This is a genomic window from Deinococcus sonorensis KR-87, from assembly GCF_040256395.1.
GTDB classification, from domain to species: Bacteria; Deinococcota; Deinococci; order Deinococcales; family Deinococcaceae; genus Deinococcus; species Deinococcus sonorensis.
Window position 1 is genome coordinate 1,775,416 of record NZ_CP158299.1, and the last position, 14,884, is coordinate 1,790,299.

13 protein-coding genes are annotated in these 14,884 nt (G+C 69.6%); 8 read left to right on the forward strand and 5 right to left on the reverse strand.

What is annotated here, in order from left to right; all coding sequences use genetic code 11:
* Nucleotides 1-2: 2 nt before the first annotated feature.
* The 3 genes from ABOD76_RS14045 (at nucleotide 3) to ABOD76_RS14055 (ending at nucleotide 4,173) form a co-directional block, all read left to right on the forward strand.
* Nucleotides 3-473, forward strand: a complete 471-nt coding sequence (locus ABOD76_RS14045) for a hypothetical protein (RefSeq protein WP_350242587.1) — start codon at nucleotides 3-5, stop codon at nucleotides 471-473.
* 14 nt (nucleotides 474-487) lie between these two features.
* Nucleotides 488-2,047, forward strand: a complete 1,560-nt coding sequence (pruA, locus tag ABOD76_RS14050; protein WP_350242588.1) for an L-glutamate gamma-semialdehyde dehydrogenase — start codon at nucleotides 488-490, stop codon at nucleotides 2,045-2,047.
* A gap of 326 nt (nucleotides 2,048-2,373) precedes the next feature.
* Nucleotides 2,374-4,173, forward strand: coding sequence for a S8 family serine peptidase (locus tag ABOD76_RS14055; RefSeq protein WP_350242589.1), 1,800 nt, complete (start codon nucleotides 2,374-2,376; stop codon nucleotides 4,171-4,173).
* A 55-nt stretch (nucleotides 4,174-4,228) separates the two neighbouring features.
* Here the strand turns inward: ABOD76_RS14055 and ABOD76_RS14060 are convergent, their stop codons facing one another.
* The 3 genes from ABOD76_RS14060 to ABOD76_RS14070 are packed head-to-tail and all read right to left on the reverse strand — an operon-like array spanning nucleotide 4,229 to nucleotide 6,881.
* The gene (locus ABOD76_RS14060; protein ID WP_350242590.1) at nucleotides 4,229-5,146 is read right to left on the reverse strand and encodes a PEGA domain-containing protein; all 918 of its coding nucleotides are present in this window, start codon (nucleotides 5,144-5,146) and stop codon (nucleotides 4,229-4,231) included.
* Between the two features lie 49 nt (nucleotides 5,147-5,195).
* Entirely contained in the window at nucleotides 5,196-6,227 is a 1,032-nt protein-coding gene (locus ABOD76_RS14065) for a threonine aldolase family protein (protein ID WP_350242591.1), read from the reverse strand.
* Between the two features lie 60 nt (nucleotides 6,228-6,287).
* On the reverse strand, nucleotides 6,288-6,881 hold the full coding sequence (locus ABOD76_RS14070) for a peptidylprolyl isomerase (RefSeq protein WP_350242592.1): 594 nt from the start codon (nucleotides 6,879-6,881) through the stop codon (nucleotides 6,288-6,290).
* Nucleotides 6,882-6,946: 65 nt separating this feature from the next.
* Between ABOD76_RS14070 and ABOD76_RS14075 the strand changes: the two genes are divergently transcribed.
* Complete coding sequence (locus ABOD76_RS14075; RefSeq protein WP_350242593.1) at nucleotides 6,947-7,669, forward strand: phosphodiester glycosidase family protein; 723 nt, start codon at nucleotides 6,947-6,949, stop codon at nucleotides 7,667-7,669.
* Here ABOD76_RS14075 and ABOD76_RS14080 read toward each other — a convergent pair.
* Nucleotides 7,656-8,891, reverse strand: a complete 1,236-nt coding sequence (locus tag ABOD76_RS14080) for an MFS transporter (RefSeq protein ID WP_350242594.1) — start codon at nucleotides 8,889-8,891, stop codon at nucleotides 7,656-7,658. The two genes, ABOD76_RS14075 and ABOD76_RS14080, sit on opposite strands and share 14 nt — an antisense overlap.
* A 365-nt stretch (nucleotides 8,892-9,256) precedes the next feature.
* On the opposite strand from ABOD76_RS14080, the gene ABOD76_RS14085 reads away from it, so the two are divergent.
* The gene (locus ABOD76_RS14085) at nucleotides 9,257-10,843 is read left to right on the forward strand and encodes an ABC-F family ATP-binding cassette domain-containing protein (RefSeq protein WP_350242595.1); all 1,587 of its coding nucleotides are present in this window, start codon (nucleotides 9,257-9,259) and stop codon (nucleotides 10,841-10,843) included.
* A gap of 10 nt (nucleotides 10,844-10,853) precedes the next feature.
* On the opposite strand, the gene ABOD76_RS14090 is transcribed toward ABOD76_RS14085, so the two are convergent.
* Nucleotides 10,854-11,540: an HNH endonuclease gene (locus ABOD76_RS14090; RefSeq protein ID WP_350242596.1), complete on the reverse strand. Its 687-nt coding sequence runs from the start codon at nucleotides 11,538-11,540 to the stop codon at nucleotides 10,854-10,856.
* A 63-nt stretch (nucleotides 11,541-11,603) separates the two neighbouring features.
* Here ABOD76_RS14090 and ABOD76_RS14095 point away from each other — a divergent pair, with 63 nt between their 5' ends.
* The 3 genes from ABOD76_RS14095 (at nucleotide 11,604) to ABOD76_RS14105 (ending at nucleotide 14,840) form a co-directional block, all read left to right on the forward strand.
* A complete protein-coding gene (locus ABOD76_RS14095) occupies nucleotides 11,604-13,022 on the forward strand; it encodes an ATP-binding cassette domain-containing protein (protein WP_350242597.1) in 1,419 nt (472 codons plus the stop codon).
* A gap of 37 nt (nucleotides 13,023-13,059) precedes the next feature.
* On the forward strand, nucleotides 13,060-13,830 hold the full coding sequence (locus ABOD76_RS14100) for a DUF429 domain-containing protein (protein ID WP_350242598.1): 771 nt from the start codon (nucleotides 13,060-13,062) through the stop codon (nucleotides 13,828-13,830).
* Nucleotides 13,831-13,898: 68 nt separating this feature from the next.
* A complete protein-coding gene (locus ABOD76_RS14105) occupies nucleotides 13,899-14,840 on the forward strand; it encodes an aldo/keto reductase family protein (RefSeq protein WP_350242599.1) in 942 nt (313 codons plus the stop codon).
* Nucleotides 14,841-14,884 lie beyond the last annotated feature (44 nt).

A 14,884-nucleotide genomic window follows, 5' to 3' on the forward strand; every position in this document is an offset into this window, starting at 1 on the left:
GAGTGAATCCACTCGGCTACGTCAATCTGTACTGGTTGAAAGAGTTTGTTGATTGGGCTGAGGATTCTGCTCATGACTGGCTGAGTCGCCGGAAAGAGTATCGTTTTGACCCCTGGGAAGAAACCTTCTTCGACGTGTTCAGCTTGTCGAACCAATCGAGTGTTGAACTGTTTTATGCAAAAGGCCTCGCCCCTGCCTTCAGCAGGTTCAATACGTTTCAGCAGATTCTTATCCTTGACGCCCTGGCCATGACTATGGTCGTTGATTCGGACGAGATCTGGCTACGGGGCATCAACCTCAGAACCGCTTCTTTATATGACCGAGAGATCACCTTATCGGACAATCCGGCTGAGCTGTTCCTACAGTTCTACGACTGGCTTTCTTCGGGCAGGCAGCACGCCCTGAGCGGATATCAGAACGTTGAATGGACGTATGACAACCAAGACACCCTCCGCCTCTATGACCATTGCTGACAAAGGATGTTTCCATGCTGAAAATTGAACAGTACCGCCCGCAGGACTTCACCGATTTCACCCGCCCCGAGAATGTCGAGGCTTACAAGGTCGCGCTCAGCAAGGTGCGGTCGGAGCTGCTCGGCAAGCACTATCCGCTGATCATTGACGGGCAGGAGCGCGACACTCCGCAGCGCATCGAGAGCCTGAACCCCTGCGACACCCGGGAAGTGGTCGGCAGTACCGCCCAGGCCACCATCCAGGACGCCGAGGACGCGCTGCAGGGCGCCTGGGCCGCGTGGCCCGAGTGGAAGCGCTGGACCATGGACGCCCGCGCCCGCGTGTTGCTGAAGGCTGCCGCCATCCTGAAGCGCCGCCGGCTGGAAGCGTGCGCCCTGATGAGCATCGAGGTGGGCAAGAACTACGCCGAGGCCGACGTGGAGGTGGCGGAGGCCATTGATTTCCTGGAGTACTACGCCCGCGAGGCGATGAAGTACGAGGGCTTCGGGGCCGCCGAGACCACCTGGTACGCCGGCGAGGAGAACGGCCTGATGTACCTGCCGCTCGGTGTGGGCGTCAGCATCTCGCCGTGGAACTTCCCGTGCGCCATCTTCGTGGGCATGCTGGCTGCGCCGCTGGTGGTGGGCAACTGCGTGATCGCCAAGCCGGCCGAGGACAGCGGCATGATCGCCGGCTTCATGGTGGACATCCTGCGCGAGGCGGGGCTGCCGGCCGGCGTGCTGCAGTTCCTGCCGGGTGTGGGCGAGGAGGTGGGCGAGTATCTGGTGCAGCACCCGAAGATGCGCTTCATCACCTTCACCGGCAGCCGCGGCGTGGGCCTGCACATCAACGAGGTGGCGGCCAAGCCCAAGCCGGGTCAGCGTTGGATCAAGCGCGTGATCATGGAGCTGGGCGGCAAGGACGCGCTGATCGTAGACGAGACGGCTGACCTGGACGTGGCCGTGACCGCCGCCGTGCAGGGGGCCTTCGGGTTCAACGGCCAGAAGTGCAGCGCCATGAGCCGCCTGATCGTGGTGGACGCCGTGTATGACGAGGTGGTGAGCCGCTTCGTGGAGCGCGCCGAGGCGCTGAAGATCGGCACCGGCGAGGAGAACGCCAACGTGACAGCGGTGGTGAACCAGGAGAGCTTCGACAAGATCGCCAGCTACATCGAGATCGGCAAGGGCGAGGGCAAGCTGCTGACCGGCGGCGAGCTGAAGGGCGAGCAGGGGTACTACGTGACGCCCACCATCTTCGGGGATGTGGACAGCCAGGCCCGAATTGCCCAGGAGGAGATCTTCGGGCCGGTGGTGACGGTGCTGCGCGCCCGCGACTGGGCGCACGCGCTGGAGATCGCCAACAGCACCGAGTACGGGCTGACCGGCGGGGTGTGCAGCCGCAGCCGTGAGCGGCTGGAGCAGGCCCGCGCCGAGTTCGAGGTGGGCAACCTCTACTTCAACCGCAAGATCACCGGGGCCATCGTGGGCGTGCAGCCGTTCGGCGGCTACAACATGAGTGGCACCGACAGCAAGGCGGGCGGCCCTGAGTACCTGGGCAACTTCATGCAGCTCAAGGCGGTCACCGAGCGCTTCTGACCTCCGGCGAATACAGCGGACGGGCGGCCCCTTCGAGGGCCGCCCGTCTGTGATATGCGCTGCTATTCATGAGGTATGCACCTTGCTTCACCAGGATTCAAGATCTGTGAAGACGTGACGTAGAAGGCTGATCGCTTCAAGTGACAGCGAGGATTCAGCGGTGAGCACGCGTGTCACATCTCTTTCACGACGTGGAGAGTACGGCCTGAATCCACATAAATCTGCCTAGACAGGTCCTGGCTCATGCATAACGGCTGCTCTACATTCGGCCAATCAATTCAGATCAGCTGATCGTGACAGCGGCCAGCACGCGCCCGGAGGTTTGCATGAAGAACGCCCGTTCCCTGCCCTATGCCTTGACCACCCTTGCCCTGATCCTGGCCGCCTGCGGACAGCCCAGCACTCCGTCTGTTCCCTCCGCCACTGCCCCGCAGCCCAGCACCAGCACGCCGGCGCCGGTGGCCACCACTGACCCCGCCGAGCCGGACGCCTACCTGGTGGGCTTCCGGCAGGGGGGCATCGCCGCGCTCTCGGTGAACTCCCAGGCGCAGCGGGTGGAGCAGGCGGGCGGCCAGGTGCGGGCACAGTGGGGCAACCTCGCGGCGGTGGCGGCCCGGCTGACCCCGGCACAGGTGGCGAAGCTGAAGGCCGATCCCAGCGTGGAGTACGTGGAGCCGGACTACCAGCGGCACGCGCTGGGCATGCGGAGCGGCGCCACCGACGCGCAGGCGGCCAAAGGCAAGCCGGCCCCAGCTCCCGCTCCCACCCCTGCCCCCGTCAGCACCTCGTCTACCCCGCTGTGGACGGCCAATGGCGAGACCACCTGGGGCGACACGGCCCTGCGGGTGCCGAGTCTGCAGAGCAGCAACTACACCGGGGCCGGCGTGGCGGTCTGCGTGGGCGACACCGGCATCGACGGCAACCACCCGGAGTTCCAGCGCCGCCTCCAAGGCTTCAAGAACTTCGTGACCAGCGAGACGAACCGCAACGACGCCTACCAGCTCAACGACGTGTCGCACCACGGCACCCACGTGTCCGGCACCATCTTCGCGCAGTACGGCGCCGGCACCGGCGCCAGCGGCCTGCAGTCGGGCGAGAGCAGCAACGGGGTGGGTGGGGTGGCCACCGGCGCGCACCTCTACATGGCGCGCGTGCTGGGCGACACCGGCAGCGGCAGCAGCAGCCAGATCATTAACGGCGTGAACTGGTGCGCGGCGCAGCTCAAGAGCAAGGGCGGCACCGAGGCTCACGTGGTGATCAGCCTCTCGCTGGGCGGCGGCAGCGCCAGCCAGACCGAGCAGCGCGCCTACACCGCCGCCTACAACTCAGGCGCCCTGATCGTGGCGGCCACCGGCAACGACGGCGCGGCGGTGAGCTACCCGGCCGCCTACACCAACGTGCTGGCGGTGGGCGCCATTGACGACACCGGCACGGTGGCGAGCTTCAGCAACTTCGGCAGCAAGGTGGCGCTGGTCGGACCGGGCGTGCACGTGCTCTCCAGCGTGCCGCTGGGCCAGGGCAGCGCAGCCTCGGCCAGTGCGACGGGCGTGGCGGCCTTCACCGACGTGAGCGGCGCGGACAAGAGCGGCAGGGGCACCTTCAGCGGCAACATCGTGGCCGCCGGCGCCGGCACCGGCACCGCCGGGAGCAACGAGTTCTGCGGCACCAGCACCCGCAACACGGCGCTGAGCGGCAACATCGCCCTGATCGGGCGCGGCACCTGCAGCTTCGAGGAGAAGGTGGCCAACGCGGTGGCCAGCGGCGCCAAGGGCGTCATGGTCTACAACAACGTGGCCGGAGCGCTGGGCATGAGCCTCACCAACAGCTACAGCATCCCGGTGGTGGGCATCACCCAGACCGACGGCAAGGCCACCCTGGCCAAGCTGCCGACCACCGGCACGGTGGCCGTGACCGCCGCCGACTACGAGTACTTCGACGGCACCAGCATGGCGACCCCGCACGTCAGCGCCGCGGCCGCCGTGGTGTGGGCCGCCAAGCCCACCCTGACGCCGGCCCAGCTGACCACCCAGCTGACCAGCACCGCCACCGACCTGGGCGCGGCCGGCAAGGACAACTACTACGGCTACGGCCTGGTGAACCCGCTCAAGGCCATCACCGGCAACTGAAGCCAAAAGGGGAGGGGGCCGGACCACCGTGGTCCGGCCCCCTTGCTGTGCCGTGTTACCGCAGGGTGCAGGTGAAGCTGCCGCTCGCCGCGTCGCACCCGACCGTCAGGGTGGCCCCGCTGCGGAGGCTCACGGGCAGGCGCTGGCCGGGCTGGCCGTCCAGCGGGCTGATCAGCAGAGTATGGTTGCCGGCCTTGACCTGGACCAGCAGCGGCGTGACCCCCAGCGGCACCTCATCCAGCGCCACGCTCGCCGGCACACTGCTCTCCACCACCAGCCGTCCCAGCCGCAATGGCACCGGGCGCAGCGCCGGGGTCAAGGTCAGGCGCTGGTCCGGGTTAATCGTGACGGTCTGGGTAAAGGTGACGTAGCCGTCACGCTCCACCCGCACCGTCACGCTGCCGGCCGGCACCGGCACGTCCGTCAGCGGGGTGCGGCCCAGCACCTCGCCGTTCACTGTGACCCGCGCGTCCAGCGGTGAGCCGGTCACGCTCAGCGTTCCGAAGTCGCTGACCCGGAACACGTCGGTGGCCACGTTCCAGCTGCCGGCGGGCAGGGTGCGGGTGGCCGCCGCCACCGCCGCGCCCAGCGCACTCACGCTGGTGGTGCCCACCGCGCCCTGCAGGTCCAGCGGCTGCTGACTCGCCACCGTGAACAGCTGGGTGAAGCCGGACAGCGGGGGCAGAGCCAGCTGCCGCTGCACGCCCGCGCGGGTGAAGGGGCCATCCGCAGGAGCGAGCAGCTGGGTGGCTCCGTGCTCGGGGAGCAGCAGGCCGTACACGTAGGCGTCCGCGTTGGACGTGGCCTGCACGGCCACAGGACCGGGCCGGCGGAAGTACCCGGGGCGCACCTCCGGCACAGGGAAGGTGGTGGACAGCTGAAGACGGGCACCCGGCTGGCCCCGCAGGGCCGCGGGCGCGCAGGCGGTCAGCCCCAGGCTGGCGAGCAGCAGGGGCACGGCAGAGCGGCGCATGGCTCCAGCGTACCGGGAGAAGCTGACGTGAAGCTGTTCGGCGGCCGGCTCAGCTGGCCTGACCGCCCACGATGGCCACCGCCCGCTCCAGCAGCTCATCGGTGATCTGGTGGTGGAATACGAAGCGCACCCGGTCGGGCTCCAGGGCCGACGAGCGCAGCCCCTGGGCCGCCCAGCGGTCCACGTGCGTCTGGGCGTCCGGGATGGTCGCGTAGATCATGTTGGTCTGCACGGTGTTCAGGTCCACGTCGTGGCCCGCGTTCAGCAGCGCCTCGGCCAGCACCCGCGCCCGGCGGTGGTCATCCTGCAGCTTGGCCGGCCCCTCGCGCAGCGCGATCAGGCCGGCGGCGGCCAGAATTCCCGCCTGCCGCATGCCGCCGCCCATCATCTTGCGGTAGCGGTGCGCCCGCCCGATGAAAGCGCGGCTGCCCAGTAGCACACTCCCCACCGGGGCGCCCAGCCCCTTGGAGAGGCACAGGCTGACCGAGTCGAAGTGCTGGGTGATCTCGCGCACCGGAACATTCAGCGCCGCCGCCGCGTTCATCACGCGGGCGCCGTCCAGGTGGAGCGGCAGCCCTTCGCTGCTCGCCACCTCACGGGCGCCACGGATCACCTCCAGCGGCAGCACCGTCCCGCCCGCCTTGTTGTGGGTGTTCTCCAGGCTGATCAGGCCGCTGGGCGACTGGTGGATGCTGCGCCGCACCGCCCGCCGCAGCTGCTCCGGGTCCGGCACGCCGCCGGGGGCCGGCACGAAGCGCGGGACCACGCCGCTGAAGGTGGCCATCATGCCCAGCTCCCACTCGTAGATGTGGCTGCCCTCGGCACAGATGACCTCCTCGCCACGCTGGGTGTGCACCGCGATGGCCACCTGGTTGGTCATGGTGCCGGACGGCATGAAGAGGCCCGCCTCGAAGCCGAGCAGCTGAGCGGCCTCCGCCTGCAGTTCGTTGACGGTGGGGTCCTCGGCGTACACGTCGTCGCCCACCAGCGCTTCGGCCATCGCCCGGCGCATCTCCGGGGTAGGGGTGGTGACGGTGTCGCTTCTGAGGTCGATGATCGGCTGGTCGCTGGAAACGGTCATGCGCCGATGCTAGCGGATAGGGAAGGGCCGCTTCTGTGGCGGCAGGCAGTACGGGCGCGGTTACTTGCCGTCGTCCACCTGGATGGTCACGCGGGTGAGGGTGTCGGGCGTGGCGCCGTTCTCGGTGCGGGTCAGCGCATTCACCGCCGCCTGTCCACTCAGCACCCGGCCGAACACCGTGTACTGCCCGTTCAGGAAGGGCGCCGGTGCCAGTGTGATGAAGAACTGCGAGCCGTTGCTGCTGGTGTTCTGGCTGCGGGCCATGCCCAGCACCCCCGCCGCATTGAAGGTCAGGTCCGGCGTCACCTCGGTGTAGTAGCTGTAGCCGGGACCGCCGGTGCCGCTGCCGGTGGGGTCGCCGCCCTGCGCCACGAAGCCTTCCACCACCCGGTGAAAGGGCGTGCCGTCGTAGTAGCGGTTGAGACTCAGGAACACGAAGCTGTTCACGGTCGTGGGCGCGGCGGCTGCGTCCAGCTCCACCGTCACGGTCCCTTTGCTGGTGGTCAGCACGGCGTGGTAGTGCTTCGCCGGATCAATGACCCACTTCGGTCCGAGAAACGAGCGGACCGGCTGGTCGGTGAGCGGCGGGACCGTGACCCACGCGGCCTGGGCGGTGGCGGCGGACAGCAGCAGAAGCGGCAGGAGCAGGCGCATGCCCGCCAGTCTAGCCTGAGGAGCCGGGCGGCCCTTCCCTCATGCGGTTCGGGCATCATCGAGCTGTGCGCCGCCTCGCTGCCCTGATCCTGCTGACCGCCTGCGCCCCGACCCAGGCGGTCCGCGACGACGCCCTGACCTACCGCAACGCCGCCTACACGGTGGTGACACTGAACCCGGCCCAGGAGCAGCTGCGGCTGTACTGGCAGGACGCGCAGGGCCAGCCGTACGGCACGGTGGCCGCGCTGAAGGCCGAGCTGACCCGGCGCGGCGAGCGGCTGCTGTTTGCCACCAACAGCGGCATCTACGCCCCGGGCTTCCGGCCGCTGGGCCTGCACGTGGAGGCGGGGCGGACGCTGGTGCCGCTGAACCGCGCGCGCTCCGGCGGGAATTTTGCGCTGCTGCCCAACGGGGTGTTCTGGCTGGACGGCGCGCAGGCGGGCGTGATGGAGTCGCGGGCCTTCGAGCGCAGCGGGCGCCGGCCCCGGTACGCCACCCAGTCTGGGCCGCTGCTGGTGCAGCACGGGCGGCTGCACCCGGAGTTCCGGGCGGGCAGCCAGAGCCTGAAGCTGCGCAGCGGGGTGGGCGTGTGTGCCGGCGGAACGGTGAAGTTCGTGCTGAGTGAGGCGCCGGTCAACTTCCACGACTTTGCGGTGTTCTTCCGGGACCGGCTGGGCTGCCCGGACGCGCTGTACCTGGACGGCAGCATCAGCACCATCTACACCCCGGAGCGCGGCGACCGCCAGCTGGTCGGCTATGCCGGCATCTGGGCGGTCACGGCGCGCTAGCGGGCGCGTCGGGGGCGGGGTCCGGTGCCGGTCGCCTCAGCAGCCACAGCACCGGCAGCTGGATCAGCGCGGCCAGCCCCAGCGCCGTACGCACCCCCGCCAGATTGCCCAGCAGCCCGAACAGCGGCCCGAAGCTCACCTGCCCCAGCGCGTCGGCCTGCCCGGCGAGGCTGTTGACGGTGGCGCGGGTTCCGGAGGCGAGGCCCTGGTTGAGCCAGCCGCTGTAGAGCGGGCCGTACAGCCCGCGCAGCACGCCCAGCGCCAGCAGCGCCGAGGCCGCCCACCAGAAGCCCGGCGCGAGCGCGAAGGCCAGCAGACACAGCAGCATCAGCAGGCTGAGCGTTCTCAGGGTGCGCCGCAGCTGCCGGGCATCGCTGGGGTCCAGCCGCCGGCGCAGCGGCTCGGTGACGATCATCCCGGTCACCAGTCCGGCCAAGCTGAGCAGCACGAACACGGTGGGGCCACTGAGCCCACCCGGCAGCCCGGTGGTCACGATCAGCTGGTATTCCCGCAGCCGGTCAATGGCCTCGCTGCTGGCGCCGTGCAGCATCGCCACCCCAATCAGCACGGTCAGCACCCGGCTGGCCCGCACCTCGCGCACGCCGGAGCGCAGCGTGGAGGCCATCGCCCGCCACTGGCCCTCTCCGGCGTGCGGGTCCGGGGCAAAGCCGCGTTCCGGCATGCACAGCGCCAGGGCGGCGCTCAGGGCCAGCATCAGCAGGCCGCCGGCCAGCACCGGCCACTGCAGGCCCCAGCGCGAGAGCGCCAGCGCCCCCAGCACGCCCAGGATGCCGGCCATCCGGCCATACTGGCTGCCGCTCAGGAACAGGCGGGCGGCCGGGGCCTCGCCCACCTCGTCGGCAAGCCACGCCTGCTCGGCCCCCGACAGGAAGGTGTAGCCGGCGGCGGCGACCAGCTGGGCCAGCAGCAGCGCCCAGAACACGGGCACCGCACCCACCAGCAGCATGGCCACGCCCAGGCACAGGCAACCCAGGATGACGGACAGCCGGCGGCTGAAGCGGTCGGCCACCACGGCGGTCGGGACTTCCAGCAGCAGGACGGCGCCTTCCAGCACGGCACCCACCAGCAGCAGCTGAAGGGGGGTCAGGTGAGCCACCTGAATGAAATACAGGCCCTGCAGGGTAAACGCGAGGGCAAACGCCAGCGATTGAATGGAGGTCAGGGCAAGGTAAGCCCGGACCGGGGTGGTCTGAAACAGCATGTCACTCCTGTGGCTGATGCGAAGAGAGCGGTCAGGCGGCGCGCCGGCAGACGACCGGCGGCCCGCCGGACGGACCTTGGAACAGGGAAGAGGCGCTCAGCGCAGGAGAATTGACATGGTGAATCACCACCGCGAAGGGTGTATTGGAAGTGTAAGCGGCTGCCCTGGAGCCGCCCATCCGCCAGATGGCAGATGCCGGGGCGGCCGCGTCACCGTACGCTGGTCCTGATCGCCCGGAATGCCTGGCGTGCGGCCCTTCCCCCATTCAAGGAGTGCAGTCCAGCGTGCGTCCCACCCTCTGATCAGATCGTTCTGCGTTGACGGCCCCGTCTACCGGGCCGCTTCCTTGACCTGTCGGAGGGTGTGTGAGCTGGATATTGAATGGTGTCGCCAAGGGGTACGGCGACGATGTGGTTTTTGAGGATGTTTCCCTGGAGCTGGCTCCCGGCCAGCGGCTGGCCCTGATCGGCGAGAACGGCAGCGGCAAGAGCACCCTGCTGCGGCTGCTGGCGGGTCTGGACCTGCCGGACGCTGGCACGGTACGCCTGGACAGCCGCCCCGCGCTGCTGACCCAGACCAACGACACGGGCCGTGGGCGCCTGCTGGAGGCCGTGACACCGCCGGACCTGCGCGGGGCTCAGGTGGCCTTCGCCCGGGCCACTGAAGGGCTGGCGACTGGCACTCCAGAAGCGCTGGAGCGCTTTTCGGCGGCCGAGGAACAGTACCGGCAGCTGGGCGGCTACGACTGGGAGGGTCGGGCGGCCAGCGTGCTCAGCGGCCTGGGCCTGGACCCGCAGGCCGACGCGGCCCGGCTGTCCGGCGGGCAGGCCCGGCGGCTGATGCTGGCGCGGCTGCTGCTGGCCCCGGCGGACCTCTACCTGCTGGACGAGCCCACCAACCACCTGGACGCGGCCTCCACTGAATGGCTGGAACACTGGCTGCGCGCGTCCTCTGCGGCCTTCGTGATCGCCAGCCACGACCGGGCCTTTCTGGACGCGGTGGCGGGGCAGGTGGCGGAACTGGAGCGCGGTCAGCTGACGCTCTACCCCGGCACCTACACGGCGGCCATGCAGCTGAAGGCCACCCTGCGGGCGGCCCAGGCCCGCGATCACGCGGCCTACCAGCGGCAACGCTCCGCGCTGGAGGAAGAGGCGAGGCGCCGGCAGAGCAAGGCCCACAGCGCCAACACCTTCAACCCCAAGCGAGCGCGCGACAACGACAAGTTTCTGGCCAACCACAAGGCCCAGGTCACCCAGAACGTGAACGCCAGTCAGGCCCGGGCGCTGGAACGGCGGATGGAGCGGCTCACGGTGATCGAGAAGCCCTTCGACGACCACCGCCGGCTGCGGCTGGACCTGCCGGACGCACTGCCGGGGCCGGCCGAGGTGCTGCGGATCCGGAACCTGATGGTGGAGCGCGGCGGCAGGGCCGTCATCAATGGGCTGAGCCTGGATGTGCGCCGAGGCGAGCGGCTGGCGCTGGTGGGGCCCAACGGCAGCGGCAAGAGCACCCTGCTGGCGGCGGTGCGCGGCGCGCTCCCGTATGGCGGCGAGCTGCAGCTGGGCCAGGGTCTGCAGCTGGCCTGGGCCGGTCAGCACGGGGAGGAGCTGGCGGGCCTGCACACCCTGGCGGACGCGCTGCTGGACGCCAATGTGCAGCTCACGCCGCACCAGCTGTACGAGATCGCCGCCCAGGTGGGGCTGCCGCCCGACCCGACCTTTCCGCTCTCCGGCCTGTCGGGCGGGCAACGCACCCGGCTCACGCTGGCCCGGCTGGGCGTGACCCGCGCCCAGCTGCTGCTGCTGGACGAGCCCACCAACCATCTGGACGTGCGCGCCATTGAGGCGCTGGAGCAGCTGCTGCTGGACTTTCCCGGCACGGTGCTGCTGGCCAGCCACGACCGGCGGCTGGTGGAGCGGGTGGCGACCCGGCGGCTGGAGCTGGGGGCCTGAGCCGCGCCCGTTACTGCAGGCGATCGCCCTTGGCCAGGTTGTGCGTGGCGCACAGCAACTGGACGTTGGCGGCCGTGTCGGAGGAGCCACCCTTGGCATACGGGAGCACATGGTCAAAGTGCAGGTTGACCGTGCTGCCACACACGACACAGCGGCCACCGTCGCGCTGGTAGACCTCCACCTTGACGTGGGTGGGGATGATGCGCCTCGGTTCGGTGAGGCGGGGCTGGACGTCGCCGGGTTCCTCCTCCGGGGCCAGTTCCAGCCGGAAGACGTAGACGTGGCGCCTTCCGTCATGCTGGAGCGCCGCATCCATCAGGTGAAACAGACCGTTGTAGGCCCAGACCCCCGCCCGCAGCTTCTCGTAGACCCGCACCCGGTCCGGAGGTGTCAGACCATGGCGGGCGCTCATGGCCGCCGCGTAGAACTTCCCATTCTCCGTGGGCCGACCGCCAGGAACCTGTCCCGGCTGATCCACGGTCTTGGGGTCCGGTGCGCCGTGCCTGCGGGGCGCGTCATGTCCCTCGTACAGCAGCACCGTGCCGTCATCTGTCCGCCGGTCCCGGTACGGCGCGCCTGGCTGCAGCGACATCAGGACCACCGAGTGGCCGCCGCGCACCTGGAAATTCATCCCGCGTTGCAGGCTGATGCCTTCGCGCTGACACATCTCGAGATAACTCAGCACCTGATCCGCCATGGACTGACTGTAAAGCCGGCAGGAGTCTGCACCGCCCCACATGTCGCCCGCTATGCTGCGCGGGTGAGTCAGGTGCTGGTGCAATTGCAGGAGGTGACGGTACGGCGGGGAGAGCAGCGCGTCGGTCCTTTCACATTCGAGCTGTGTGTGGGAGACGCCTGGCTGCTGACCGGGCCCAACGGAGGCGGCAAAAGCACGCTGCTGGGGCTGCTGGCCGGCACGCTCAGTCCCGCCAGTGGCGAGCGCCGCTACTTTCTGGACGGCCAGTGGCGCACCTCGGCCGTGCGGGCCAGGCGGGCCTTGGCCACGGTCAGCCCGGACCAGGAGGCGTGGTTTCTGACCCGCGACTGGGTGCAGACGGTGCAGGACGTGCTGCTGGCCGCCTGGGAGGGCGACACGTTGCGGCTGTGGGAGCCGGACGCGGCGGCGCTGGCACGGCTGTCGGAAGTGGTGGATCTGACAGGCGTAGCCCCGTTGCTGCAGCGCGACTTCCGGACCCTCTCGCACGGGCAGCGCCGGCGGGTGCTGCTGGCGCGCGCCTTGATGCCGCACCCTCTGGCCCTGCTGCTGGATGAGTTCACCGATGGCCTGTCCCCCGCGGCCCGCGCGGAGCTGGGGGCCCTGCTGGAGCAGGTGGCGGCGCGCGGTGTGGCGCTGGTGCTGGCCACCCACCACCCCCGGGAGGCCCCAGCCCTGGCGTGGCGGACACTGGAGCTGGGCGGGGCAGGGGAGGCTACGCCGGAGGCAGCCCGGGCGCGCCGCCTCCCGACCCCAGCTGCCCCGGTCCTGGGCTCGCCGCTGGTGACGCTTGATCAGGTGTCGGTGTACCGCAACGGCCACCACGCCCTGGGGCCGCTCAGCTGGCAGTGGCGTGAGGGGCAGCACTGGCTGGTGACCGGCGCGAACGGGGCCGGCAAGAGCACCCTGGCGCGGCTGGTGGCCGGAGACTTCTTCCCGGCGCGGGGCGGCACGGTGCAGCGGCACTTCCTGCCGCGCGACCTGCTGAGCGAGCGGCGGCGGCACATCGGCATCGTGGGGGCGGAGCTGGGCATCCGGGGCCGGCGTGGCTGGACCGGCGAGCAGGTGATCGCCTCGGCGTTCGGCGGCACCGAGGGTTTCGCGGAGCCGGTCACGCCAGAGCAGCAGCAGCGGGTGGAGCAGGTGGCCGCCGACCTGGGGGTGCTCCCATTGCTGGCCAGATCGGCTGACACGCTCTCCCAGGGCCAGCTGGGCCGGCTGCTGCTGGCCCGCGCGGTGGTGCACCGGCCGCGCCTGCTGATTCTGGACGAGGGACTGAACTTTCTGGACCGCTCGGCGCAGCGGCGTCTGCAGGCCCTGCTGCCGGACCTGATGGCCGGCGGCACCCACCTGATGGTGATTGCGCACCGGGACAGCGACGTGGTGCCGGGGCTGACCGACCACCTGCAGCTGGAGGCCGGTCAGGTGGTCGGTGCACAGATGAAGCCGCTCGGAAGGGTCTGAGGCCCAAACCCGCCGAGTCCAGGTCAGACTGAAGCCCATGCAGTACATCGGACTGGACCTGGCGTGGTCGTCCAAGAATCCCACCGGAGCCGCCGTACTGAGCGGCGACCGTACCGGAGCCGTGCTGACCGAAACCCGGCTGCTGGGCAGCGACGACGAGGTGCTGGACTTCGTGGCGGCTCAGGCGCCGGCCGGGCCGTGCCTGATCGCGGTGGACGCGCCGCTGGCGGTGCCGAACCTGACGGCCCAGCGGCCGGGAGAGCTGGCGCTGGCCCGGGTGTTCGGGGGTTATCAGGCGGGGGCGCACCCGGCCAACCGCGAGCACCTCACCCGCTACAACGGTGGCCAGATCCGGGGCGAGGTGCTGGTGGAGCGGCTGGCCCGGCTGGGCTTCGTCCACGACCCGGCCCAGGTGCAGCAGGACGAGCCCAGGGCCGTGGTGGAGGTCTACCCGCACCCGGCCATGGTGGCGCTGTTCGGGCTGACCCGGACCCTGAAATACAAACGCAAGCGGCAGGAGCTGGCCCGGATGCACGAGGACTGGGCGACGTACCACACCCACCTGGCCCGGCTGGACCGCGCCGAGCCGCCACTGAGCGGGCTGGAGCCGCTGCTGGCCCACGACCCGGCCGCCCTGAAGGGCCGCCAGCTCAAGAATCACGAGGATCAGGTGGACGCCGTGATGTGCGCCTACATCGCCCTGTACGCCCACCGCTTCCCGGAGCGCTGCGAGCTGTTCGGAACGCTGGACGCCGGCTACATCCTGACCCCGACCCTGAAAGAGCGCTGGAGGGTAAAGGTCTCATAAAGCCCCTGGGCGCACAACCTTGCGTTGCCCCACGCTGAGGCCCGCAAAGCGGCTGTTAGATTGGCCGAATGGAATACAGGAACCTGGGCAGGAGCGGGTTGAGGGTCAGTGAAGTGTCGCTGGGCGGCTGGGTCACCTTCGGGCACAGCGTCAACGACCAGCAGATGGTGCGCGACATCGTCCTGAAGGCCTACGAGCAGGGCGTGAACTTCTTCGATCAGGCCGACGTGTATGCGCGCGGCAAGAGCGAGGAGATGATGGGCGCGGTGCTGCGTGAGCTGCCGCGCCACACCCTGGTCATCAGCAGCAAGGTCTACTGGCCGATGAGCGACGACGTCAACGACCGGGGCCTGAGCCGCAAGCACATCCTGGAGAGCATCGACAAGAGCCTGAGGCGCCTGGGCACCGACTACCTCGACATCTACTTCGCGCACCGCTATGACGACACGGTGCCGATGGAGGAGATCGTGATGGCCTTCGATCAGGTGGTGCGCAGTGGCAAGGCCATGTACTGGGGCACCAGCATGTGGCCGGCGGCGCGCATCGCCCAGGCGGTGGAGTTTGCCAGAGCCCACGGCCTGCACGCCCCGGTCACCGAGCAGCCGGAGTACAGCATGATCCGCCGCGAGCGCGTGGAGAAGGAGATCCTGCCATACACCGAGCCGGCGGGCGTGGGTCTGGTGGTCTGGAGTCCGCTGGCCGAGGGGCTGCTGACCGGTAAGTACGACGACGGCAAGCCCGCCGGGGCACGCCTGACCGAGAACAGCAACTCGGGCAAGAGCTTCCTGACCGATCAGAACATCCAGCGGGTCCGCAACCTCAAGCCGGTGGCCGACGACCTGGGCATCACCCGCGCCCAGCTGGCGCTGGCCTGGATTCTGCGGCAGCCGGGCGTGAGCAGCGTCATCACCGGCGCCACCCGCGTGCAGCAGATCGAGGACACGGTCAAGGCGGCCGGCGTGCACCTCAGCAGTGACGTGGTGGCCCGCATCGAAGAGATCCTGTCGTAACCGTTCCGGCCGGGCCGGTCCGCTTCATGAGGAGCGGCCGGCCC